Source organism: Streptomyces sp. JH14, assembly GCF_029428675.1.
Classification (GTDB): domain Bacteria; phylum Actinomycetota; class Actinomycetes; order Streptomycetales; family Streptomycetaceae; genus Streptomyces.
The window spans coordinates 4,966,705-4,989,970 of sequence record NZ_JAJNEL010000001.1 but is presented as its reverse complement, the minus strand read 5'-3'; the positions used below and the strand labels follow the sequence as shown (position 1 = coordinate 4,989,970).

Here is a 23,266-nt window from a genome sequence, read left to right as displayed (position 1 = left end):
TCCGTACGGGTTCACGGGCGGGGCGGGGTGGGGCTCATGCGGCAGCGAGCTTGGCGGCGGAGTCGGCGTCGACACAGGCCTGGATGACCGAGTCCAGGTCCCCGTCGAGCACCTGGTCCAAGTTGTACGCCTTGAATCCGACGCGGTGGTCCGAGATCCGGTTTTCCGGGAAGTTGTACGTACGGATCTTCTCGGAACGGTCGACGGTGCGCACCTGGCTCCGGCGGACGTCCGAGGCTTCCTGCTCGGCCGCCTCCTGGGCCGCTGCCAGCAGTCGCGACCGCAGGATACGCATGGCCTGCTCCTTGTTCTGGAGCTGGCTCTTCTCGTTCTGGCAGGAGGCGACGACACCGGTCGGCAGGTGCGTGATGCGGACGGCGGAGTCCGTGGTGTTGACGGACTGGCCGCCGGGGCCCGAGGAGCGGTAGACGTCGATACGGAGATCGTTGGCGTGGATCTCGACGTCGACCTCCTCCGCCTCGGGCGTGACGAGGACACCGGCGGCGGAGGTGTGGATACGCCCCTGGGACTCGGTGGACGGCACCCGCTGCACGCGGTGCACGCCGCCCTCGTACTTCATCCGGGCCCACACGCCCTGGCCGGGCTCGGTGGCGCCGTTGCCGCCCTTGGTCTTCACTGCGACCTGGACGTCCTTGTAACCGCCGAGCTCGGACTCGGTGGAGTCGATGATCTCGGTCTTCCAGCCGACGCGCTCGGCGTACCGCAGATACATCCGCAGCAGGTCACCGGCGAACAGGGCGGACTCGTCGCCGCCCGCGCCCGCCTTGATCTCCAGAAGCACGTCCTTGTCGTCACTGGGGTCGCGCGGGACCAGCAGGAGGCGGAGCTTCTCGGTGAGCTCCTCGCGCTGCTTCTCCAGCTCCTTGACCTCGGCGGCGAAGTCCGGGTCGTCCGCCGCGAGCTCGCGCGCGGTCTCGATGTCGTCCCCGGTCTGCTTCCAGGAGCGGTACGTACCGACGATCGGGGTCAGCTCGGCGTAGCGCTTGTTGAGCTTGCGCGCGTTGGCCTGGTCGGCGTGGACCGCGGGATCCGCGAGCTTCTTCTCAAGATCGGCTTGTTCGCCGATCAGTTCCTCGACCGCCTCGAACATCGGTGGCTCCTGGGGTGGGGTGTCCCCTGCTCGTGAGAGCTCGGGGAAGTGACTCGACGTGCCTGCTGGACGACGTGGGGCTGTCCGGGCGGGGGGACGGGGACGGCCCCGTACCCCCGGCCGGAAAAAAAACGCCGGTCCTGGCGCCCCCGGGAAGAGGACGCCAGGAACCGGCGCAAGGGCTCGCTACTTGCTGGCGGAGCCTGCAGCCTTGCCGAAGCGGGCCTCGAAGCGGGCCACGCGGCCACCGGTGTCGAGGATCTTCTGCTTGCCCGTGTAGAACGGGTGGCACTCGGAGCACACGTCGGCGCGGATGGTGCCGCCGTCGATGGTGGACCGGGTGGTGAACGACGCGCCACAGGTGCAGCTGACCTGCGTCTCGACGTACTCGGGGTGGATGTCGCGCTTCAAGGGTGTCTCCTAGGTTCGGGAGGGCGCCGGGTCGTACGCGCGGATTTGCGCATCCGTGAACCGGGGCCGACGTACCAGTCTGCCAGGACCGGCCGTATCTCCCAAAACCGGGGTCGGGCCGCAACTATTCCCGGACGTCCGGAATCGTTTATTCCCGGACGTCCGGAATCGTTCCCTCCCGGCCGGACCACCGTACTGGGGGCCGTCCGTCATCCCTGGCGGGCGCACGACGACAGCGGCGGCACCTCGCCGCATTGACGGACGCCCTGATACGCCCCATATGGGGAAGCTCCTCCGCCGTACGGTGCACCGCATCCGACGCCGCGCCCCGGTCCACCGGGGATGACGGGACTGCCCTCAGCGCACGACCTTGCCGGCATCGCCCTTGTCGCCCGCCGACTTCGCGGTGGCGGAGGCGGGGATCGGCCTGTCCTGCTCGAGCGCGCTCCACACCTGCTTGGCGGACTCCTCCAGCGGCACGACGCGGTTCGGGTCGGCCGGATCGTACTGCACGGGCAGCGTCACCATGCTGACGTTCCTCGCTCCCAGGCCCTTGAGGCCGTTGGCGAAGCCCGTCAGCTTCTTGACCGAGCCCAGGTCGGAGTCGGTGGTGAGGGCCTTCGTCGCCGTGTCCGCGAGATCGAACAGCGTCTTCGGGTTCGAGAACACCCCGACGCTCCTGGCCTGTTCCATCAGCGCCTTGATGAAGGCCTGCTGAAGCTGGATACGGCCGAGGTCACTGCCGTCGCCGACACTCTTGCGGGTACGGACCAGGCCGAGCGACTGCTCGCCGTCGAGCGTGTGGGTACCGGGCTGCAGATGCAGATGGCTGTGGGAGTCATCGATCGCCTCGGTGGTGGTGATCCCGACACCACCCAGCTCGTCGATGAGCTGCTTGAAGCCGGTGAAGTCGACCTCGACGTAGTGGTCCATGCGGATACCGGACATCGATTCGACGGTCTTGACGGCGCAGGCCGGCCCGCCGACCTCGTACGCGGTGTTGAACATCGCGCGCTGCTCGCCCGCGACGGCCTCCCCGCTGGTGTCGCTCGTGCAGTCCGGGCGGGTCACGAGGGTGTCGCGCGGGATGGAGACGACACTCGCCGTCCGGTGGCCCTTGTTGAGGTGGACGACCATCGCGGTGTCCGACCGGGCGGTGCCTTCGTCCGCGCCGTACTCCGCGTTCGCGCCGGAGCGCGAGTCGGAGCCGAGGACGAGGATGTCCTGCGAGCCGTTGTCGACGTCGGCCGGGCGGTTCTTGCCGAGCGCGGCGTTGATGTCGACGGCCTTGAGATTGCCGTTGAGCTTGGCATACGCGTAACCCAGCCCCGTACCGCCCACGACGACCGCACCCGCCAGGGTCCAGGCGGCCACGACCGCCGCCCTGCGACGGCGGGACTGCTGCTTCCGGCGCTTGCCGGTGCCCCGTATTCGGCCGCTGCTGTTCGCACTCCGCCCGGTCATCCGTCTCCTCGCTCCTCGCCTGCTCCCGGCTACCCCCTGCAGTGGTGCGGGCACTGGTTTTATCGCTTTGCCGACACTTTGTACGACGTGGGGACTCGAAGAAGGGTTGCACAGCGACATGTCGTGACGAGATGAGGGCGAACGCCGCACATGGCGACCGGGAACCACCGGTCACACCTCGCTCACCTGCGGTTTCTTGCCCGATACAGGCATCGCCGGGGCGGACGGCGCCGCGGTCGCCGTGTGGCAAAGGTCTCGGGCCGGGCGGAGAAGGACCGGAAAAGGGCCGGCCCCGTCACCGAAGTGACGGGGCCGGCCCTGTGACGACTGTCCGAGCGGTACGACGTCAGTCGTTGCCGTTGCCCGGGGCGGGCGTCGTCTTCTGGATCTGGAGCAGGAACTCCGCGTTGGACTGGGTCTTCTTCATCCGGTCCAGGAGCAGCTCGATCGCCTGCTGCTGGTCGAGCGCGTGCAGCACCCGGCGCAGCTTCCAGACGATGGCCAACTCGTCGCTGCCGAGCAGGATTTCTTCCTTACGGGTGCTGGACGCGTCGACGTCCACCGCCGGGAAGATGCGCTTGTCCGAGAGCTTCCGGTCGAGCTTGAGCTCCATGTTGCCGGTGCCCTTGAACTCCTCGAAGATCACCTCGTCCATGCGCGAGCCGGTCTCGACGAGCGCGGTGGCCAGGATGGTCAGCGAACCGCCGTCCTCGATGTTGCGCGCGGCACCGAAGAAGCGCTTCGGCGGGTACAGCGCGGTCGAGTCGACACCACCGGACAGGATGCGGCCCGATGCCGGGGCCGCGAGGTTGTACGCGCGGCCGAGGCGGGTGATCGAGTCCAGCAGGACGACCACGTCGTGACCCAGCTCGACGAGACGCTTGGCGCGCTCGATGGCCAGCTCGGCGACGGTGGTGTGGTCCTCTGCGGGACGGTCGAAGGTCGAGGAGATGACCTCGCCCTTCACCGACCGCTGCATGTCGGTGACCTCTTCCGGACGCTCGTCGACGAGAACGACCATCAGATGGCACTCGGGGCTGTTGACGGTGATCGCGTTGGCGATCGCCTGCAGGATCATGGTCTTGCCGGTCTTCGGCGGGGCCACGATCAGGCCTCGCTGGCCCTTGCCGATCGGCGCGACCAGGTCGATGATCCGCGTCGTCAGGACGTTGGAGTCGGTCTCCAGGCGGAGCCGGTCCTGCGGGTAGAGCGGGGTCAGCTTCTGGAACTCCGGGCGGCCGCGGCCGCTTTCGGGCGCCATGCCGTTGACCGAGTCGAGGCGCACCAGCGCGTTGAACTTCTCGCGGCGCTCGCCGTCCTTGGGCTGACGGACCGCACCCGTGACGTGGTCACCCTTGCGCAGGCCGTTCTTGCGGACCTGGGCGAGCGAGACGTACACGTCGTTCGGGCCCGGCAGGTAACCGGAGGTCCGGATGAACGCGTAGTTGTCGAGGATGTCCAGGATGCCCGCGACGGGGATCAGGACGTCATCGTCGGAGACCGGCGGTGCGTCGCTCGCGAAGTCGTCGCGGCCACGGCGGCCACGGCGGTCGCGGTAGCGGCCGCGGCGACCGCGACGACCGCCTGCCTCGTCGTCGTAGCCGTCGTCCTGCGGGCCGCCGCCACCCTGCTGGCCCTGGCCCTGGCGCTGCTGGCGCTGGCCGCCCTGCTGGCTCTGGCCGCCGCCCTGCTCGTCGCCCTTGCCGCGGCGGTCGCGCTGACGGTCACGACGGTCGCCGCGCTCACCGCGGTCGCCTCGCTGGCCGCGGTCGCCCCGACGGCCCTCGGCGGTGTCCACGGCGGCTTCGGCCTTCGCTTCGGCGCGGTCGTCGCTCTTCGGCTCGGCCTGCGTCTCCACCTTGGCCTCGGCCTTGGTCTCCGACTTGACGTCCGGGCTGCCCGCCTGCGCGGTCGCACGGCGCCGGCGACGCTCACCCGTGGGCTGGTCGTCGCTGGCCGGCTGGCCGGGGATGTCGATCTGCTGCTGAGCCGTGGCCTTCTCGGCGGGCGCGGCGGCGGACTCGTCCCCGGTGCGCGCCTTGGAGGTGGTGCGGCGCTTCGGCTTGGTCTCGGCGTCCGCGGCGGCGGGCGCTGCGGCGGCCTTGGGCGCGCCGCTGCCGGCCTGCGCCTCCTTGATGACCTCGATCAGCTGGCCCTTGCGCATCCGCGCAGTGCCCTTGATGCCGAGGCCGGACGCGACCTGCTGCAGCTCGGCCAGGACCATGCCATCGAGGCCGGTGCCGGAGCGGCGGCGCCGTGCGGTGGTGCCAGTGGCAGCACCTTCGGCGGGCGCGGCGCTGTCGACACTCTTGTCGGCAGTCACGCCCATCAGATCGGTGGTGTCGCTCACGAAGGGTCCTTCCCTGGAGCGGACGTCGGCCTTCTGGCTCGGCGACCGGTTGTGCTGTCCGACTGCGGTCTTTTGATCTTGCGGACCGTGCCGGGGCGGTGGTCCGCCGGGTACGGCGGAGAAATGAATGTGCAAGGGTCCGACGCGAGCATCCCCCTGCTCGGCCCACTCCTGGACGAGCGAGGGGTGTCGTGCCGGTTCCGGAGCGTGCTCGAAACTGCTCAGGCAGGCTGCTCAGGCAGTTGGGGAGGCTCTCGGAAGAAATGGTGGCCCCTGAAAGGGACACGAAGCAACGCGCCAATTAGACGTCGGTTGCAGACTTGAGGTTAACACTACCGGGTCCAACAAACATTCCCCCTCTCACTCACCGGCAATCACTTCTCGCTACGGGGCGAGCGGCAGAACGCTCGCGCCCGCGGCGTCGAGAGTGAGCCGATTGGCCGCCCAGCCCTCGCCCGCCAGCCGTGCGACCTTGTCGGCCGCACCGTCCTCGGCCAGCGCGAGCACGGTCGGCCCGGCACCGGAGATGACTGCAGGGACGCCGTCGGCGCGCAGTCGGTTCACGAGTTCCACGCTCTCGGGCATCGCGGGGGCCCGGTATTCCTGGTGCAGCCGGTCCTCGGTGGCGGCGAGCAGCAGCTCGGGGCGCCGGGTCATCGCCTCGACGAGAAGCCCGGCGCGTCCGGCGTTGAAGGCGGCGTCGACATGCGGGACGGTGCGCGGCAGCAGTCCACGGGCAGTCTCGGTGAGCACCGGTTTGCCCGGGACGAAAACCACCGGAACGATGGAATCGGAGGGATCCATCTTGATCGCGCGTGCGGACGCGCCGTCCATCCAGGCCAGCGTGAAGCCGCCGAGCAGGCACGCCGCGACATTGTCGGGGTGGCCCTCGATCTCGGTCGCGAGCTCCAGCAGCGCCGCATCGTCGAGCCGGGCGTCGCCGCCGGTCGTGACGGCGCGGGCCGCGACGATGCCGGCGCAGATGGCGGCGGAGGAGGAGCCGAGGCCGCGCCCGTGCGGGATGCGGTTGGCGCAGACGATCTCGAGACCGCGCGGCTGTCCGCCGAGCAGGTCGAAGGCCGAGCGCAGGGAGCGTACGAGGAGGTGGCTCTCGTCGCGGGGCAGCGTGTCCGCGCCCTCGCCGGCGATGTCGATGTGCAGCCCGGAGTCGGCGACGCGGACGACGACGTCGTCGTAGAGCCCCAGCGACAGGCCGAGGGCGTCGAAGCCCGGGCCCAGGTTGGCGCTGGTAGCGGGGACGCGCACCCGGACGGCGGCGGCTCGGAAGGCGGGACCGGCCATCGCTTCGACGACTCTCCTTATGAGGCAGTGGGGGCTGTTGCTGCGGGGATTTCTGCGGGGAAGGGTGGTGCCCGTACTGGAGTGGCGCAGGGGGTGTGGCGGTGGATATGTCGCACGCCGGTGGAGAACCCGATGGCCACGGCCTCACCACCGCGGCAGGTGCGGCGGGGCGGGTTGAGTACAGCTTATCGAAGGAAGGTTCTGTGTCGACATAGGGCGCACGGGAGGCGCACGATGCGTGTCGCGCACCTCCCATGCGCTCTCCACCCCGGAAAAGGGCGGTTGAGCTGCCGATGTCGGTTTTTTACGCGAGGCCCAGCTTCTCCGCGGCGGCGGCCGCGTCGACCGGTACGGTGACCGGCTGCGGGGCGCCCGCGACAGCCCAGTCGGGGTCCTTGAGGCCGTTGCCGGTGACCGTGCAGACGATCTTCTGGCCGCGGTCGACCTTGCCCTCTTCGGCGGCCTTGAGCAGACCGGCCACCGACGCGGCCGAGGCGGGCTCGACGAAGACGCCCTCCTGAGAGGCCAACAGGCGGTAGGCGGCCAGGATCTGACGGTCCGTGACCTCGTCGATGAAGCCACCCGACTCGTCGCGGGCGGCCAGCGCGTACTGCCAGGAGGCCGGGTTGCCGATCCGGATCGCGGTGGCGATGGTCGACGGATCCTTGACGATCTCACCGCGGACGATGGGCGCGGAACCGGATGCCTGGAAGCCCCACATGCGCGGCGTGTGCGTGGACATGGCGTCCGCCGCGTACTCCGTGTAGCCCTTCCAGTACGCGGTGATGTTGCCCGCGTTGCCGACCGGGAGGACATGGATGTCGGGCGCGTCGCCGAGCGCGTCGACGATCTCGAACGCCGCGGTCTTCTGGCCCTCGATACGGACCGGATTGACCGAATTGACCAGCGCCACCGGGTAGTTGTCCGAGAGCGAGCGAGCGAGCGTCAGGCAGTCGTCGAAGTTGCCGTCGACCTGCAGGATCCTGGCGCCGTGGACGAGCGCCTGGCCCATCTTGCCGAGTGCGATCTTGCCCTGCGGCACGAGGACGGCGCAGACCATGCCGGCCCGCACCGCGTACGCGGCGGCGGAGGCGGAGGTGTTGCCGGTGGAGGCGCAGATGACGGCCTGCGCGCCCTCCTCCTTGGCCCGGGTGATCGCCATCGTCATGCCGCGGTCCTTGAAGGACCCGGTGGGGTTGGCGCCCTCCACCTTGAGGTGCACCTCGCAGCCCGTGCGCTCGGAGAGGACCTGAGCGGGGACGAGCGGCGTACCGCCCTCACGAAGCGTGACGACCGGCGTCGTGCTCGTGACCGGAAGACGGTCCCGGTACTCCTCGATGATGCCGCGCCACTGGTGGGTGCCCTTGCTGGTCATGGGTCCTTACTCCCCTTCAACACGCATGATGCTGGCGACACCGCGCACGGTGTCGAGCTTGCGCAGCGCCTCGACGGTCGCCGAGAGGGCGGCGTCGGGCGCGCGGTGGGTGACGACGACGAGAGAAGCCTCGCCGCCTCCGTCCTGGCGGCCTTGCTGGCGGACCGTATCGATGGATACGCCCTGTCCGGCGAAGACCGTTGCCACCTGGGCGAGTACGCCAGGCTTGTCGGCCACGTCGAGACTGATGTGGTACCGCGTGACGACCTCGCCCATGGGGCTGACCGGCAGCCGCGTGTACGCGGACTCGCCGGGGCCGGTGGCCTCGCCGAGCTTGTTGCGGCAGACCGCGACCAGGTCGCCGAGGACCGCGGAGGCGGTCGGCGAACCACCCGCGCCGGGGCCGTAGAACATCAGCTGCCCGGCGGCCTCCGCCTCGACGAAGACCGCGTTGTACGCCTCGCGGACGGAGGCCAGCGGGTGGCTGAGCGGGATCATCGCCGGGTGCACGCGTGCGGTGACGGACTGGCCGTCGGCGGCGCGCTCGCAGATGGCGAGGAGCTTGACGGTGCAGCCCATGCGGCGGGCCGAGGCGATGTCGGCGGCGGTGACCTCGGTGATGCCCTCGCGGTGCACCTCGCCGATCTTCACCCGGGTGTGGAAGGCGATGCCGGCGAGGATCGCGGCCTTGGCGGCGGCGTCGAAGCCCTCGACGTCGGCGGTCGGGTCGGCCTCGGCGTACCCGAGGGCCGTGGCCTCGTCGAGCGCCTCTGAGTAACCGGCACCGCTGGTGTCCATCTTGTCGAGGATGAAGTTCGTCGTGCCGTTGACGATGCCCAGCACCCGGTTGACCTTGTCGCCGGCGAGGGACTCGCGCAGCGGCCGTACCAGCGGGATGGCACCGGCGACGGCCGCCTCGTAGTAGAGGTCCCGGCCGTACTGCTCGGCGGCGGCGTGCAGGGCGGCGCCGTCCTCAGCGAGCAGCGCCTTGTTGGCGGAGACGACGCTCGCGCCGTGCTCGAAGGCGGTGGTGATGAGCGTGCGGGCCGGCTCGATGCCGCCGATGACCTCGATGACGACGTCGATGTCGCCCCGTTTGACCAGGGCGGTCGCATCGGTGGTGATCAGCGCGGGGTCGATGCCCTCGCGCACCTTGGAGAGCCGGCGGACGGCGACGCCGGCGAGCTCCACCGGCGCGCCGATGCGCGCGGCGAGGTCGTCGGCGTGCGTCGTCATGATGCGCGCCACCTCTGAGCCGACCACACCACAGCCCAGCAGCGCCACCTTCAGCGGACGCGTACGCATCATCCGACCTCGTTTCTCATGCATGCTCATGTGTGGACCAGTCTCACTCACCGGACGGGAGTTTCTGCTACGCGTCCGGATCCTGAGACATCTATTTCATCAACCGACATCGAGACGCAGGAGATCTTCCTCCGTCTCGCGCCGGACGATGACCCGCGCCTCGCCGTCGCGCACGGCGACGACGGGCGGGCGCAGCGCGTGGTTGTAGTTGCTCGCCATCGAGCGGCAGTAGGCGCCGGTGGCGGGTACCGCGATCAGATCGCCGGGCGCGAGGTCGGACGGCAGGAACGCGTCCTTGACCACGATGTCCCCGCTCTCGCAGTGCTTGCCGACGACACGTACGAGCATCGGCTCGGCATCCGAGCGACGCGAGACCAGCGCGACGGAGTACTCGGCGTCGTACAGCGCGGTGCGGATGTTGTCCGACATGCCGCCGTCGACGCTGACGTACGTACGCAGCCCTTCGAGGTGCTTGACGGTGCCGACCTCGTACAGCGTGAACGCGGTGGGGCCCACGATGGCGCGCCCGGGCTCGACCGAGATCCGCGGAGTCGCGAGGCCGGCCGCCTCGCACTCGCGGCTGACGATGTCGCCCAGCGCCTTGGCGATCTCGTGCGGCTCGCGCGGGTCGTCGTCGGAGGTGTACGCGATGCCCAGGCCCCCGCCGAGGTCGATCTCCGGCAGCTCGACACCGTGCTCGTCGCGCACCTCGGTGAGCAGCTGCACCACGCGCCGGGCGGATACCTCGAAACCGGCCATGTCGAAGATCTGCGAGCCGATGTGCGAGTGGATGCCGACGAGTTCGAGGCCGTCGAGGGTGAGCGCCCGGCGGACCGCCTCGGCGGCCTGTCCCCCGGCCAGCGCGATACCGAACTTCTGGTCCTCGTGGGCGGTGGCGATGAACTCGTGGGTGTGCGCCTCGACACCGACCGTCACCCGGATCTGTACGCGCTGGCGCCTGCCGAGCTGCTGCGCGATGTGCGAGACGCGGACGATCTCCTGGAACGAGTCGAGGACGATCCGCCCGACACCGGCCCGGACGGCCCGCTCGATCTCGGCGACCGTCTTGTTGTTGCCGTGGAAGGCGATGCGCTCGGCGGGCATTCCGGCGTCCAGCGCGGTGGTCAGCTCGCCGCCGGAGCAGACGTCGAGGTTGAGCCCCTCCTCCTTGAGCCAGCGCACGACGGCGCGCGACAGGAACGCCTTGCCGGCGTAGAAGACATCGGCGTCCGCTCCGAACGCGTCGGCCCAGGCGCGGCAGCGGGCGCGGAAGTCGCTCTCGTCGAGGAAGTAGGCGGGCGTGCCGAATTCCTCGGCCAGCCGGGTCACTTCGATCCCGCCGACGGTGACGGCGCCGTCGTCGCCACGGGAGACGGTGCGGGCCCAGACCTTCTCGTCGAGGGCGTTGAGGTCGGCGGGCGGGGCTGCGTAGTGCCCCTCGGTCAGGACGTCGGCGTGACGGGGACCGGCGGGGTGTGCGGATCGGCTCATGGTGTTGCTCTGCTCTCTCGGATCTCTCAGAGGTGTTCGGGTGCGCGGATACCGAGCAGGGACAGGCCGCCGGCCAGCACCGTCCCGGCGGCCTCGGCGACGGCCAGCCGGGAGCGGTGGGCGGCCAGGGGTTTCTCGTCGCCGACGGGCAGCGGGGATGCGCAGTCCTGGAAGTCGAAGAAGGCGTGCGCGAGGTCCTCGAGCTGCCGGGCGAGCCGGTCGGGCGCGCGGTGGCGGGCAGCGGCGGCGAGGGCGTCGGGGTAGTCGGCCAGCGCGCGCATCAGTGCGGGTGCGTCGACGTCCTCGTCGTACGAGCCCTCGAAACCCAGGAGCGCGGCGCCACGGGTGAGGGCGCGGATCCGGGAGTGGGCGTAGCGGACCAGGAACAGCGGATTGGCGACCGTCTGCACCAGCAACTCGTCGCCGAGCGTGGCCCGGTCGTGCCCGGCCGGGCGCAGCAGTCCCCACCGGGCGGCATCCGGTCCGAGCCGCTCCAGCAGGTCGGCGGCTCCGGCACCGGCCGGTACCGGCCGGACGACGGTGAGGGTCCCGTCCGGCTCCCCTGCGGCGTCGGCGCTCACACCGAGCCGCGCCCAGTCGGGGTCGGGCGTCCCGTCGCAGCCGGTGCGCGCCAACGCGCCCTGGGAGCGCGCGATCGCTCCCAGCGCGTGGGCGGTGACCGCGGCCCGGGCCTCGCGGGCGTGGCGCAAGTGCAGGCGGTGCCCGGCGAGCGCGTCTGCGTGCCCGTAACGGGCCCCACGCTCCCGTACGTCATGGATGAGCGCTTCCCGCACGCGGGCGTCGGCCGTCGCGTCGAGCGTGAAGTTCAGGAACCCCGGTCCGGTGACCTCGACCCGCCCGATCCCCGGCACACCGGCCACCCGGTCCCGCAGGATCGCGGCCACTTCCCGGGCCGGCCGCGCGGCGGCCCCGGCCAGCTGGAGAGCGACGGCGCAGGCGTAGTCCCCGCTGCCGCCGGGCCGTGTCCGCTCCACCCGCACGCGCGCGGGCACGGGCGCGCGCAAGGCGTCCTCGTCGACCGCGCGGCGCACAGCGTGCAGCACGGTCCTGGAGAGATCGGCGGGGGTCACGGGACAAGCCTAGAGGAGAAAGGGGGGCGTTCCGCGACCCGGTTTCGCCATGCGGTCAGCCCGCGGCGCTCTCGGCCCTTCCGGCACCGTGTCTGCCGTCGAGCGGCGTCGGCTCCTCCTGGTTCGCCAGCTGCCGTACGAGCCGCACCAGTTCGCTCGGCTCGAAAGGCTTCGCCAGGAACGCGTCGACCCCCGCTGCGACACCGTTGTCCACCTCGTACTGCGTACAGGCGCTGACGATCGCGACGGGCAGATGTCTGGTCCGCGGGTCGGACCGGAGCCGGGTGGCGGTCTGCAGGCCGTCGAGCCGGGGCATGACGACATCGAGAGTGATCACATCGGGGCAGACCCGATGCACCAGATCCAGGCACTCGACACCATCGGCCGCGGTCACGACCTCGAAGCCCTCCAGCTCGAGATTGACCCTGATCAACTGCCGGATGACCTTGTTGTCGTCGACAACAAGCACGCGGCCACACGCCCCTGACACACTCCGAGGGTAGGCGGGGCGTAGGGGCTGCGTCCGGGTTTTGCCCATTTCCGGCCTCGGACGGGTGCCGGTCGGGGGGCTCCGCTGCAGGTACGGCGACGCTCCCGCGCAGGCGGGCCGACGCCGCAAAGACTGCCGGAGCCGGGGCGCGGCGAACGGGAGGACGCGGATGGTGACCGCGTGGAAATACCTGTTCACGGACACCCTTCGGAAGCTGGTAGTGTTTCACCTGTCGCCGAGCAGTACAGCGATACGCCCCCGTAGCTCAGGGGATAGAGCATCGGCCTCCGGAGCCGGGTGCGCAGGTTCGAATCCTGCCGGGGGCACCGCAGTCCGGACAGCGTGATCAAGCCGCTGACCAGGCAAAGTGCCAAGTACAAAGGGTCGGACCCAGTCTCACTGGGTCCGACCCTTTGTCGTTGTGCGTCACTGGTCACGAGTGAGTGGCGAGCGGGCGCATCTCACGTACGGCTGAGACCCGCCCGGGCGGGCGACGGTACGGCAGGCAGGGCGTCGGTCTCCTCGGCACTGCCCTCGGCCGCCGCGCGGCGCCGCGCCACGTACGCGCTCGCGACGAGCAGGAGTGCGACGGTCCCGGAGAGCGCCGGCCAGTACACGTAGCGGAAGTTGGACTCGGGCGCCGTGGGCAGGTAGGCGAGGATGTACACGAGCGAGCTGGCCCCGATGAGCCGCAGCTCTCTGCTGTAGGGGCCCGGCCGGCGGCGCAGCACGAGCGCCAGGGAGACGGCCAGCCAGAACCAGCCCTGGAAGAGCATCGGCAGGTCGCGGACGGAACCGGTCACATAGTTCTGCAGGGCGGACCTCAGCGACTCGTTGACGGGATTCGCCGCCGCGATCTCGTGCAGGCGGCCGCCGGGCTCGGGATAGGTGCCGTTCTGGAAGAACTGGTTGTCCTGGAAGAGCAGCTTGCTGAAGACCCGGACCCGGTACTCGGCATAGCCCTTCCAGTGCTTCGGCATCTGCTGCGTCCACATCCGGACCAGCACGTCGGCGTGCCGGCTCAGCTCCGTCGCGTCGAACGGCCGGTCGTAGGGAAAGCACTGCAGGTACGCGTCGGACGGGATGTTCCGCTTCCGGCAGTCGAGGGCGGCGGTGACCATACGGTCGCGGAAGTCCGCGCTCCCGCCGGCCTGTTCGGCGGCGGTGCGCACCTGGGCCGGGGTGAGCACATGGACGAGGTCGTCCACCGGGATCACCGCGTACACGCGGGTGGCCAGCGGATGAGTGGCCGCGGACACACCGACGCTGCCGGCGACCGTGACCGCGGCGAAAACACCGATGGCGGCCAGCCAGCGGCGCCGGCCCGGGGCCGGCCACATCGCGAGGACCAGCAGGGCGAAGACCGGGAGCACGGCGGGGAATCCGTTCTTACGGACCATGCCGGCGTACACGATGAAGAGCACGCCGAGCACCAGCAGGGCCCAGCGGGGCCTGGTCCGGCCCTCCGGCAGCTCACGTGCGGTGAGCGCGACCGCGCAGGCCGCGAGGAGTGCGTACGCCAGGTGCACGTCCTTCCACACCACCCCCGTGAAGTTCATGATGTGGGGCGCGAGGCCGACGGCCAGCATCGCCAGGGAGAGGCCGCGGCTGCCGGTCTTCTTCCAGACCAGGCGGGCGAGCACCCACAGCGACCCCCACAGCACGGCGGTCTGCAGGGCGGCCATGGCCGAGACGGCTCCCGTGGTCTGGATGAGGATCCGCCACACCAGTGCCAGCACCGGCGGATGCCAGTCGCTCACCGGCTGCTCCCCGAGCGCCTGCAGCAGCTGGTATTTGCTGTCCCTGCTGAAGTATCCGGGGTGGAAGACGGTGGCCACGGCGTAGCCGCAGACCGTCGCGACGGCCGCCAGGCACCATGGCCACAGCGTGCCGTGCCGCCAGGCCCCGCGCAGTGCCGTGGTCACCTGATCGATCGTTCTGGGCATGGGGGCCGAGACCTCTCCGGGGTGGGTGACGAAGCGCAACCGGGCGTCGGCGTGCAGGCGCTCCGACGCGGTGGCGGATCCACCGCGACACGTCCAACTGCCCGTTATCGCACGAGTTGTCCGCATCACCACAACGTCACGCGGAGGTGCGAACGGGGTCACCCCTTCGGCCCAACGGGCTCGAAAACCACACCCACCCCCCTCCCGTCCCGGGCAACCGCGTGTGACTCCCCGTGCGCCCCCGTTGTCGGCGCGGGAGTTCAGCGGCACCGGGCGCAGGCATCCGGAGCGGTCCGTACGGCCCTACCCCAGGCCCGTCTGCGGAGTGCAGACCGGGCACGGCTCGATGTCCGGCTCGTTCATCGCGATGATCGCCTCCTCGCGGTTGATGAACCCCATCTGCGCGGTGTACGCCGCGCAGCCACCGCGGTGCAGCAGCGCAGGACCGCCGGACCGTTGGGGCTGGAGCTTCCACGACAGCTCGGCCCTCGCCCGCTCGCGGCGCTGCTGCTCCTGCCGCTCCTGGACCTCGAGCTCGCGGACCCGGTTCCGGGTCTGGCGCAGCTGCCAGTCCAGCCACTCCTCAAGAGCCCGGAGCTTGTCGAGGCGGGATATCGACCCCGGATCGGGCACGGCTACACCGCCTCGTCCGCGGTCTCGTGGGCGTGCTTGAGAGCCATCCGGGCGTCCACTACACCGTGGTCGAGCGTCGCCCAGTACGGGTGGGTGGCCACCTGGGTGCTCAGCCGGAGCAGCTCCGCCTGATAGCGGGCCACGTCCGCGGCCTGCTCCGCCGTGTACCCGGGGCTGTCGGCCTTGCCGGAGCGGAAGCTGGTGTGCGACTGCTTCTCGCCCTCCCAGCCCGGCATCGGCTCGGCCGACCACGGCAGACCGGCGGCGTACTGCTCGTATGCGGCGCGGGTCCGGTGCAGCGCGAGCTGGGCGTCGCGCAGGTCCTCGGGGAAGTCGTACGTGGGCACACGCGAATGGTACGCGTGTTCGATTTTGAGATGCGAGCGGCGCGCCGCGTGCGCAGGTGCGAAACCTGGAGGGGCACCGGAGAATCGGGTGCCGTGCAGAACCTCCGATCAGCCGAGAGGCTGTACGGGGGTGTGCATCATGCACCCCTGCAGAGCATCCTGGTCCCGTCCCGCTGAGGTTGTACGCACTCCCCCGCCGGACCACGCCTGATCGCCTCCACGACTGCGTCCCGTCGATGGAGTGCTGGGTATCCGGTTCGGAGAGACGATGGAGGAGGCCGCAGCGAGGTGGGAGAGGCAGGGCGCGGCCGGGCCGGGCCGGCACGAGGCTGCCGTGCAGGTGAGCGGAAGGAGTGCCGGGGATGAGTACGGCCGACGCGTTCCGGGCCGGGCTCCGCCAGGCGGGTGTGTCGGCGCCCGGGGGTCTGCTGGATGTGTTGAGCCTTGCCGCGGTGGTGCTGGACGACCGCGGACGGATCGTGTTCTGGAGCCCGCAGGCCGACGACCTGTTCGGCTACTCGGCCGAGGAGGCGCTGGGGGAGTACGCGGCACGGCTGCTGGTGAGCGAGCAGGATCTGGAGACGGTGATCGAGCTGTTCGCCAGGGTGCTGGAGAGCGGGCAGCCCTGGGCGGGGAGTTTCCCGATCCGGCACAAGGACGGCACCACCCGGCTGGTGGAATTCCGCAACACGCGGCTGCAGGACGAACAAGGGAGCCTCTACGCGCTGGGCATCGCCACCGACGAGGGCACGCTGAACCGCGTGGAGCAGAACCTGTCGCTCTCCATGCGGCTGGTCTCGCAGTCCCCGTTCGGTCTGGGCGTCATGGACACCGAACTGCGGTTCGTGCTGGTCAACCCGGTGCTTGCGCGCATCGACGGCCTGCCGCCGGCCGTGCTGGCGGGGCGCCCCGCCAGCACGGCGCTGCCCTTCCTGAACGAGGCTTCCATCGAGTCGGACATGCGCGAGGTCCTGTCCACCGGTGTACCGCTGCTGGACCGGTTCGTGGCCGGCCGCAGTCTGGGCGACCCCGGCATCGACCACGCCTGGTCGGTGTCGTTCTACCGGCTGGAGGATCCCGGCGGGCGGGTGCTGGGGCTCGCCACCTCGGTGGTGGACGTCACCGAGCAGCACCGGGCGGCCGCCGACGCCGCCCGGGCCCGGCGCAGGCTGGCTCTGATCGCCGACGCCTCCGTGCGGATGGGCACCACCCTCGACCTGGAACAGACCGCCCGCGAGCTGGCCGAGGTGTGTGTACCGGAGGTCGCCGACCTGGCCACGGTGGATCTCCTCGACTGCGTCGTACTCGGCCACCGCACCAGCGCGGACACCTTCGGCCCGGCGCGGTTCAGGGCGCTGGCGGTGGCATCGGCCTACCCGACCGAGGCGACGCGGGCCGTCGATCCCCCCGGCGACATGGCCCAGTACGACGCCGACCGGTTGATCACTCAGACCGTGCTCACCCGCCGTCCCGTTCTCAGGGCGAAGGTGACCGGCCACGATCTGCGCCGCGTCGCCCGGGACCACGAGGCCGCGGCGCTCCTGGACACGGCCGGGGTGCACTCGTATCTGGCGGTTCCGCTGATCGCCCGCGGCGAGGTGATCGGGGCCGTCGGCCTGATGCGTGCCCGCAACCCGGCGCCCTTCGACGAGGACGACACCGTCCTGGCCGGGGAGCTGGCTGCCCGCGCGGCGGTGTCCATCGACAACGCGCGCCTGTTCCAGAGCCAGCGGCACGCCGCCCTGACCCTCCAGCGCAGCATGCTTCCGCAACGGCCGGCCGACCGGCTGGGCCTGGAGATCGCCCAGCGCTACCAGCCCGCCGGCGCCACCAGCGAGATCGGCGGCGACTGGTTCGACGTCATCGCCCTGACCGATGACAAGACCGCCCTGGTCATCGGCGATGTCATGGGCAGCGGCATCGACGCCGCCGCCACCATGGGCCAGTTGCGCACCGCCACCCGCACCCTGACGCAGCTCGACCTCGATCCGGCCGATGTCCTGCACTATCTCGACCGGGCAACCGCCGATGTGGAACACACCATCGCCACCTGCGTCTACGCGGTCTTCGATCCCCACAGCTCGCTGTGCCGCATCTCGCTGGCCGGCCACCTGCCACCGGTCCTCATGCGGCCGGGTCACGCCCCCGAGCTGCTCGATCTGCCCACCGGCGCCCCCCTCGGAGTGGGCGGCGTCCCCTTCCACACCACGTGCATCGATCTGGATCCCGGTGATCAGCTGGTCCTGTACACCGATGGCCTGGTCGAAACCCGCGACCAGGCCATCGACGACCGGCTCGATCTCCTGCTGTCCCTGCTCGCCGGCGCCCACCGCGACCTGGAGGAGACCTGCGACCTGCTCCTGCGGGCACTGCGCCGCCCCGGTGATCCCGATGACGTGGCCCTGCTCATCGCCCGGCTGCCCGCGGATGCGGCGCCCGGGGCCGGTCAGCCGACCGGCAGTCCCGGTGCCGGGTAGGCGTCCATCAGGTTCTTCACCTCGGCGCGCACCTTCTCGACGGCGGCTTCGTCGCCCGTGCGCGCCGCCTCCACCACCCGGTCGATCCACTCCGCGACCGTGCCCATCTCCTGGACGGGGATCCCGCGCGAGGTGAGGGCCGGGGTGCCGATGCGGATGCCGGACGGGTCGAAGGGCTTGCGGGGGTCGTACGGAACGGTGTTGTAGTTGACGACGATCCCGGCCCGGTCCAGGGCCTTCGCCGCGATCTTGCCCGGCACGTCCTTGCCGGTGAGGTCGATCAGCAGGAGGTGGTTGTCCGTGCCGCCGGAGACCAGGTCGAACCCCCGGGACGCCAGCTCCTCGCCGAGGGCGCGGGCGTTGGAGACCACCTGGTGGGCATAGGCGCTGAAGTCGGCGGTCGCGGCTTCCTTGAGAGCCACCGCAATCGCCGCCGTCGTCTGGTTGTGCGGGCCGCCCTGGAGGCCGGGGAAGACGGCGCGGTCGATGGCGCGGGCGTGTTCCGCCCGGCTCAGCAGCATCGCGCCGCGCGGGCCCCGCAGGGTCTTGTGCGTGGTGGTGGAGACGACGTCGGCGTACGGGGCGGGTGAGGGGTGGGCGCCGCCCGCGATCAGGCCGGCGATGTGGGCGATGTCGGCGACCAGGACCGCGCCGACCTCGTGGGCGATCTCGGCGAAGGCGGCGAAGTCGATCGTCCGGGGCACGGCGGTGCCGCCGCAGAAGATCATCTTGGGACGCTCGGCTCGGGCCAGGTCACGGACCTCGTCCAGGTCGATCCGGCCGGTGTCACGCCGGACGCCGTACTGCACCCCGCGGAACCAGGTGCCGGTCGCGGAGACGCCCCAGCCGTGCGTGAGGTGACCGCCCATCGGCAGCGACATGCCGAGCACGGTGTCGCCCGGCTCGAGGAACGCCAGGTACACGGCGAGGTTGGCGGGCGAGCCGGAGTACGGCTGCACATTGGCGTGGTCCATGTGGAAGAGGGACGTGGCCCGTTCGACGGCCACCGTCTCCACCTGGTCGATGACCTGCTGGCCCTCGTAGTACCGCTTGCCGGGGTAGCCCTCGGAGTACTTGTTCTGAAGCACCGTGCCGGATGCCTCCAGCACGGCCGCGGAGACGTAGTTCTCACTGGGGATCAGGCGCAGGGTGTCGGCCTGGAGCTGCTCCTCCGCGGTGACGAGGGCGGCGAGCTCCGGGTCGGTGGCGGCGAGCGCGGGGCGGCGGTTTTCGGGTGTCGTCACGGGATCCTCCCGGGTCTGGGCGCATTGCTGCGGCATGGACCCGGATGCCCAGGCGGACGGCTCTCCGGTGGTGACGCCTCCGGGCACGCCCGGAGTGTGCCGCTTCCTCGTGGTCGGTTCCACGGAGCACCCCTGCCGGGATGCGCGCCAGTCGCAGCGCCTCCGAGTCTACTGATGGATGCCGGAACCGCGACATATCAGGCTCGATTGACACCCTTTCCGGTGGCGAGGACGGTGGTGGTGCCGGGCGGGGTGAGCGGTGCCGCGCCCAACGGTTGGGGGGCCGGGATGAGTTGGGACGATCGACCGTTCGGACCGGATGCCTCCCCTCCGGTACCGCCACCGCCTTCCCACCCGCCCACCGCCGGACCGCCGCCTCCGGGGGCGGCGCTGCGCGGCGTGGCGGCCGGGCTGCTCAATCTCAGCGGCCTCGGGCTCGGCTATGCCCTGATGCGACGGTGGTTCAGAGCCGTTCTCTGCTGGGCGGCGACGGGGGCGCTGCTGCTCGTGGCGCTGCCCGCCGATCCGGATGGCCCGCCCGCGGGTCCGGTCGTCGCGTACGCGGTCGTGCTGGCGGCGGCCGCCGTGGACGGGGCACGGATCGCGCGGCGCACCGCCGTCGGCGGATCGTGGCGGCCGGTGGTGGCGGCCGGGGCCGGGCTGCTGCTGCTGGCGGTGCCGGCGGGCGGCGTGGTCCTCTACGGCTCCGCACAGGACGAGGCCGTCGAGCGGATGCTGCTCGACCGGCTGGGTGAGGGCGACCGGACCGTGCGGGCCGCCTCCGGCCGGACCTTCGACGCCGCGCGGGCCGACTACCGTTCCGCCCTGGCGGTCTACCGGGACCTCGGTGAGGACCATCCGGGCTCGCGGGCGGGCAGGCTCGTACCGGCGCGGCTGCACGCGTACTACGAGGCGGTCGCCACTCCCTACCGTCAGGGCAGAAGCTGCGAGGCCGTCGCACCGCTGACGTATCTGCGGACCGTGCCCGAGTCGGTCGACCCGAAGCTGCTGGGCGACCTCGCCGACTGGCCCGACGGGCCGCTGGCCGAATCGCTGTACGCGTGCGGGGTGTCGAGGCTGGGCGGACCGGCCGTGGAGCCGTCGGGCGGCGAACTGGCCGAGCTGCTGCGCACGTTCCCCCGTTCGGCGCAGGCCGGGAAGGTGGGCCCTGCGGTCTCCAGGACGATCTCCGAGCAGGTCGCGGCGGTGGGCAAGGGGAGTCCGTGCGCAGCCACCGAGTCACTGCGCGAGCTCCGGACGACCGTCGCGGCGATGCCGGTGACGTCGGTGTCCTCGCGGGCCCGCGAGGCCGACCGCGGGATCGAGAACGGAATGTACGCGTGCGGGGTGGACCAGTTCCGGTCCCGGCAGTTCGCCGAGGCGCGCAGGACGCTGACGGAGTTCGCCGCCACGTACGGCAAGGACAGCCGCAGGGCGCGGGCCCGGGACATCGCCATCGCCGCGGAGATCGCCGCCGCCCGGCCGGCGGCGGGCGAGCGGCTGCCGCCGGCGGGAAGTCCGGGCGGTTCGCGGATGGAACTCGTCATCAGCAACGACGCCCCGAGCGGTGTCGAGATCCTCTACACCGGGCCGGTCACCGGCCGCGTCTCGCTGAAGGCGTGCGGCAGTTGCAACCGGTTCGCCTCGGAGGCGTCCGGGTCCGCGCTCGCCTGCAAGGCCGGGGGCGGGAGTTATCCGAAGGTACGGCTGCGGCTGCCGGCGGGCGAGTACCACTTCCTGTACAAGCACGGCACGGGTACGGGCACGGGCGTCGAGAGCTACGCGTCGGGGTCGCACATCCAGCCCGGCTACACGTACACGAGTTGTACGTATGTCGTCGATAGTCCCTACGGGATCGACCCGCCGTCGGCGTCCGAGCCGGTGAGCGTCGCTCCCGTGCTCCTTCCCGCGCTCGTCTCCCGGTGATCCCGGGGGACCATCGGGTACGTTTCTACCCTTCTCTGCCCGAACTGCCCCTCCGACAGCTCCTCTTGACAGTTTCTTGGTGAACGCATGCCCCTTACATAAAGGGTTCCTCGCCAGAGTGACGGATTACATGTGCACATCATCCGGCACATGCTCCACACGCGAAGAACCTCATCGCAGGGGGTTACATGAGAATCAGCCGCGCCAGACGTCGCGCCGGGCTGAGCATGGCAGCGACACTGCCGCTGCTCGCCGGTGCGCTCGCCCTCGGCATACCGTCCGCCAGTGCGGATTCGGCGCCCGGCGGGCGCGACGCGCTGCAGGGTTCCAAGCCGGCCTGGGCCAGCGCCGAGGCCGACCAGGGTGCCACGGCCGACAACGGCAAGGTGAGTGTCCGGGTCCACCTGGCCGGGCGGGACGCGAAGGGGCTGGCCGCCTACGCCGCCGCCGTGTCGGACCCGCAGTCCTCCTCGTACGGCAAGTATCTGAGCGCCGGGGAGGCGCAGGCCCGATTCGGGGCGACCCAGCAGCAGATCGACCAGGTCAGCCAGTGGCTGGAGTCGAACGGACTGACCGTCACCGGTGCCAACCAGCACTACGTCTCCGCCACCGGCGATGTCGCCGCGGCCGAGAAGACGTTCAGCACCCAGCTGCGCAACTACCGCAAGGGCAGCCGGACCTACCGCGCCCCGTCCTCGACCGCCTCGGTGCCGGCCGGGCTGAGCGACGCCGTCCTGGCGGTCTCCGGTCTGGACAACGCGCCGCACAAGTCGAGCCACGACGAGACGCTGCCGCCGCCGGACGCGGTGTTCCGCAACGCCGGTCCGTTCTCCTCGTACTTCGGCTCGAAGACCGCCTCGGCACTGCCCAGCGCCTACGGGTCCAAGGCGCCGTACGCGATCAAGGGCTACACCGGCAAGCAGCTGCGCGCCGCGTACGGTGCGGGCAGCTGGACCGGCAAGGGCGTGACCGTCGCGATCACCGACGCATACGCTTCGCCGACCATCGCGAAGGACGCCGCCGAGTACGCCAAGCGCAACGGCGACGCCTCGTACCGTAGCGGGCAGCTCAGCCAGGTGCTGCCGGACGACTACACGAAGACCGAGGAGTGCGGGGCTTCCGGCTGGTACGGCGAGGAGACCCTCGACGTCGAGGCCGTGCACGCGGTCGCGCCCGCAGCCGACATCGTCTACGTGGGCGGCGCGTCCTGCTACGACGCCGACCTGCTGGACTCGCTCAACAAGATCGTCGACCACCGGCTCGCCGACATCGTCTCCAACTCCTGGGGCGACGTCGAGGCCAACGAGACCCCTGACGTCGCGGCCGCGTACGACCAGGTGTTCAAGATGGGCGCGGTCGAGGGCATCGGCTTCTACTACTCCTCCGGCGACGCGGGCGACAACGTCGCGTCCACCGGTACGAAGCAGGTCGACGTCCCGTCCAACTCCGCCTGGGTGACATCGGTCGGCGGCACCTCGCTGGCCGTCGGCAAGCGCGACGCGTACCAGTGGGAGACCGGCTGGGGCACGCTGAAGGCCAACCTCGCCGAGGACGGCAGGAGCTGGACCGACTTCCCCGGCGGATACACCTCGGGCGCGGGCGGCGGCACCAGCTCGACCGTGAAGCAGCCGTTCTACCAGCGCGGTGTCGTCCCTGACGCGCTCGCACAGGCGAACGGCAAGCGCCGGATGCGTACCGCCCCGGACATCGCGGCGGTCGCCGACCCGAACACCGGCTTCCTGGTCGGCCAGACCCAGACGCTGCCCGACGGTTCGCTCGGCTACGACGAGTACCGCATCGGTGGTACGTCGCTGGCGGCCCCGGTCATCGCCGGCGTCCAGGCCCTCGCGCAGCAGGCCCAGCACGGCCGGCCGCTCGGCTTCGCCAACCCGGCCATCTACGCCCGGTACGGCTCGGCGACGTACCACGACGTCACCGACCACCCGCTGGGCGCGGGCCGTGATCTCGCGGTGGCCCGGGTCGACTTCGCCAACGGCTTCGACGCGGCGGACGGCCTCCTGACGTCGCTGCGCAGCCTCGGCAAGGACGCCTCGCTCAAGGCGGTCAAGGGGTACGACGACGTGACGGGTGTCGGTACTCCGGCGGCCGGATACGTGAACTCGTACCGCTGACACCGGCGCACGGCCCGATCCGACGGCTGCCCCGGAGCTCCGGCTCCGGGGCAGCCGTCCGCGTACGCCGGTCCATGACCCGCAGCACCCCTGCGATGACCGGGACGCAGGCCGTGATCACGCCGTCGGGACCGGCGACGTGCCCCGGCTGCGAGCCGTGGGCTGCGGGCC

General features: G+C 70.9%; 17 protein-coding genes and 1 tRNA gene. 4 read left to right on the top strand and 14 right to left on the bottom strand.

The features are described 5' to 3' along the window. Window positions 1–34 precede the first annotated feature (34 nt). The 10 genes from prfA to LRD69_RS22650 form a co-directional block, all read right to left on the bottom strand. The gene (gene prfA, locus LRD69_RS22695; RefSeq protein WP_277328378.1) at window positions 35–1,111 is read right to left on the bottom strand and encodes a peptide chain release factor 1; all 1,077 of its coding nucleotides are present in this window, start codon (window positions 1,109–1,111) and stop codon (window positions 35–37) included. Between the two features lie 186 nt (window positions 1,112–1,297). Beyond that, a complete protein-coding gene (gene rpmE, locus LRD69_RS22690; RefSeq protein WP_019764351.1) occupies window positions 1,298–1,522 on the bottom strand; it encodes a 50S ribosomal protein L31 in 225 nt (74 codons plus the stop codon). A 357-nt stretch (window positions 1,523–1,879) separates the two neighbouring features. Then, window positions 1,880–2,986 (bottom strand): LCP family protein, encoded by a 1,107-nt coding sequence (locus LRD69_RS22685; RefSeq protein WP_277328377.1) that lies wholly within the window; start codon window positions 2,984–2,986, stop codon window positions 1,880–1,882. A 346-nt stretch (window positions 2,987–3,332) separates the two neighbouring features. After that, on the bottom strand, window positions 3,333–5,336 hold the full coding sequence (gene rho, locus LRD69_RS22680; protein ID WP_277328376.1) for a transcription termination factor Rho: 2,004 nt from the start codon (window positions 5,334–5,336) through the stop codon (window positions 3,333–3,335). Window positions 5,337–5,720: 384 nt separating this feature from the next. Continuing rightward, complete coding sequence (gene thrB, locus LRD69_RS22675; protein WP_277328375.1) at window positions 5,721–6,638, bottom strand: homoserine kinase; 918 nt, start codon at window positions 6,636–6,638, stop codon at window positions 5,721–5,723. Window positions 6,639–6,942: 304 nt separating this feature from the next. Next, on the bottom strand, window positions 6,943–8,013 hold the full coding sequence (gene thrC / locus LRD69_RS22670; protein WP_277328374.1) for a threonine synthase: 1,071 nt from the start codon (window positions 8,011–8,013) through the stop codon (window positions 6,943–6,945). A gap of 6 nt (window positions 8,014–8,019) precedes the next feature. Further along, window positions 8,020–9,321: a homoserine dehydrogenase gene (locus tag LRD69_RS22665; protein WP_277328373.1), complete on the bottom strand. Its 1,302-nt coding sequence runs from the start codon at window positions 9,319–9,321 to the stop codon at window positions 8,020–8,022. A 96-nt stretch (window positions 9,322–9,417) separates the two neighbouring features. After that, complete coding sequence (gene lysA / locus LRD69_RS22660; RefSeq protein WP_277328372.1) at window positions 9,418–10,809, bottom strand: diaminopimelate decarboxylase; 1,392 nt, start codon at window positions 10,807–10,809, stop codon at window positions 9,418–9,420. A 26-nt stretch (window positions 10,810–10,835) separates the two neighbouring features. Continuing rightward, on the bottom strand, window positions 10,836–11,900 hold the full coding sequence (gene nrtL / locus LRD69_RS22655) for an ArgS-related anticodon-binding protein NrtL (RefSeq protein WP_277328371.1): 1,065 nt from the start codon (window positions 11,898–11,900) through the stop codon (window positions 10,836–10,838). A 55-nt stretch (window positions 11,901–11,955) separates the two neighbouring features. Next, window positions 11,956–12,438, bottom strand: coding sequence for a response regulator (locus LRD69_RS22650; protein WP_277328370.1), 483 nt, complete (start codon window positions 12,436–12,438; stop codon window positions 11,956–11,958). A 206-nt stretch (window positions 12,439–12,644) separates the two neighbouring features. Between LRD69_RS22650 and LRD69_RS22645 the strand changes: the two genes are divergently transcribed. Next, a tRNA-Arg gene (locus LRD69_RS22645) sits at window positions 12,645–12,716 on the top strand. Window positions 12,717–12,851: 135 nt separating this feature from the next. On the opposite strand, the gene LRD69_RS22640 is transcribed toward LRD69_RS22645, so the two are convergent. The 3 genes from LRD69_RS22640 to LRD69_RS22630 form a co-directional block, all read right to left on the bottom strand. Then, a complete protein-coding gene (locus LRD69_RS22640; RefSeq protein ID WP_277328369.1) occupies window positions 12,852–14,336 on the bottom strand; it encodes a hypothetical protein in 1,485 nt (494 codons plus the stop codon). A 303-nt stretch (window positions 14,337–14,639) separates the two neighbouring features. Beyond that, window positions 14,640–14,969 (bottom strand): DUF6233 domain-containing protein, encoded by a 330-nt coding sequence (locus tag LRD69_RS22635; protein ID WP_277328368.1) that lies wholly within the window; start codon window positions 14,967–14,969, stop codon window positions 14,640–14,642. 2 nt (window positions 14,970–14,971) lie between these two features. Next, window positions 14,972–15,316: a hypothetical protein gene (locus tag LRD69_RS22630; protein ID WP_277328367.1), complete on the bottom strand. Its 345-nt coding sequence runs from the start codon at window positions 15,314–15,316 to the stop codon at window positions 14,972–14,974. 362 nt (window positions 15,317–15,678) lie between these two features. On the opposite strand from LRD69_RS22630, the gene LRD69_RS22625 reads away from it, so the two are divergent. After that, on the top strand, window positions 15,679–17,793 hold the full coding sequence (locus tag LRD69_RS22625) for a SpoIIE family protein phosphatase (protein ID WP_277328366.1): 2,115 nt from the start codon (window positions 15,679–15,681) through the stop codon (window positions 17,791–17,793). Here LRD69_RS22625 and glyA read toward each other — a convergent pair. Continuing rightward, complete coding sequence (gene glyA, locus LRD69_RS22620; protein ID WP_277328365.1) at window positions 17,763–19,037, bottom strand: serine hydroxymethyltransferase; 1,275 nt, start codon at window positions 19,035–19,037, stop codon at window positions 17,763–17,765. The genes LRD69_RS22625 and glyA overlap by 31 nt on opposite strands. A 288-nt stretch (window positions 19,038–19,325) precedes the next feature. Here glyA and LRD69_RS22615 point away from each other — a divergent pair, with 288 nt between their 5' ends. Then, complete coding sequence (locus LRD69_RS22615; protein WP_277328364.1) at window positions 19,326–20,963, top strand: hypothetical protein; 1,638 nt, start codon at window positions 19,326–19,328, stop codon at window positions 20,961–20,963. A gap of 188 nt (window positions 20,964–21,151) precedes the next feature. After that, a complete protein-coding gene (locus LRD69_RS22610; RefSeq protein WP_277328363.1) occupies window positions 21,152–23,095 on the top strand; it encodes a S53 family peptidase in 1,944 nt (647 codons plus the stop codon). Window positions 23,096–23,266: the final 171 nt, after the last annotated feature.

Excerpts from the sequence above, each read along its gene's own strand:
- prfA (WP_277328378.1), bottom strand. The coding sequence starts at position 1,111 with ATGTTCGAGGCGGTCGAGGAACTGATCGGCGAACAAGCCGATCTTGAG.
- LRD69_RS22685 (WP_277328377.1), bottom strand. The coding sequence starts at position 2,986 with ATGACCGGGCGGAGTGCGAACAGCAGCGGCCGAATACGGGGCACCGGC.
- thrB (WP_277328375.1), bottom strand. The coding sequence starts at position 6,638 with ATGGCCGGTCCCGCCTTCCGAGCCGCCGCCGTCCGGGTGCGCGTCCCC.
- thrC (WP_277328374.1), bottom strand. The coding sequence starts at position 8,013 with ATGACCAGCAAGGGCACCCACCAGTGGCGCGGCATCATCGAGGAGTAC.
- LRD69_RS22665 (WP_277328373.1), bottom strand. The coding sequence starts at position 9,321 with ATGATGCGTACGCGTCCGCTGAAGGTGGCGCTGCTGGGCTGTGGTGTG.
- lysA (WP_277328372.1), bottom strand. The coding sequence starts at position 10,809 with ATGAGCCGATCCGCACACCCCGCCGGTCCCCGTCACGCCGACGTCCTG.
- LRD69_RS22650 (WP_277328370.1), bottom strand. The coding sequence starts at position 12,438 with ATGGGCAAAACCCGGACGCAGCCCCTACGCCCCGCCTACCCTCGGAGT.
- LRD69_RS22640 (WP_277328369.1), bottom strand. The coding sequence starts at position 14,336 with ATGCCCAGAACGATCGATCAGGTGACCACGGCACTGCGCGGGGCCTGG.
- LRD69_RS22625 (WP_277328366.1), top strand. The coding sequence starts at position 15,679 with ATGAGTACGGCCGACGCGTTCCGGGCCGGGCTCCGCCAGGCGGGTGTG.
- LRD69_RS22615 (WP_277328364.1), top strand. The coding sequence starts at position 19,326 with ATGAGTTGGGACGATCGACCGTTCGGACCGGATGCCTCCCCTCCGGTA.
- LRD69_RS22610 (WP_277328363.1), top strand. The coding sequence starts at position 21,152 with ATGAGAATCAGCCGCGCCAGACGTCGCGCCGGGCTGAGCATGGCAGCG.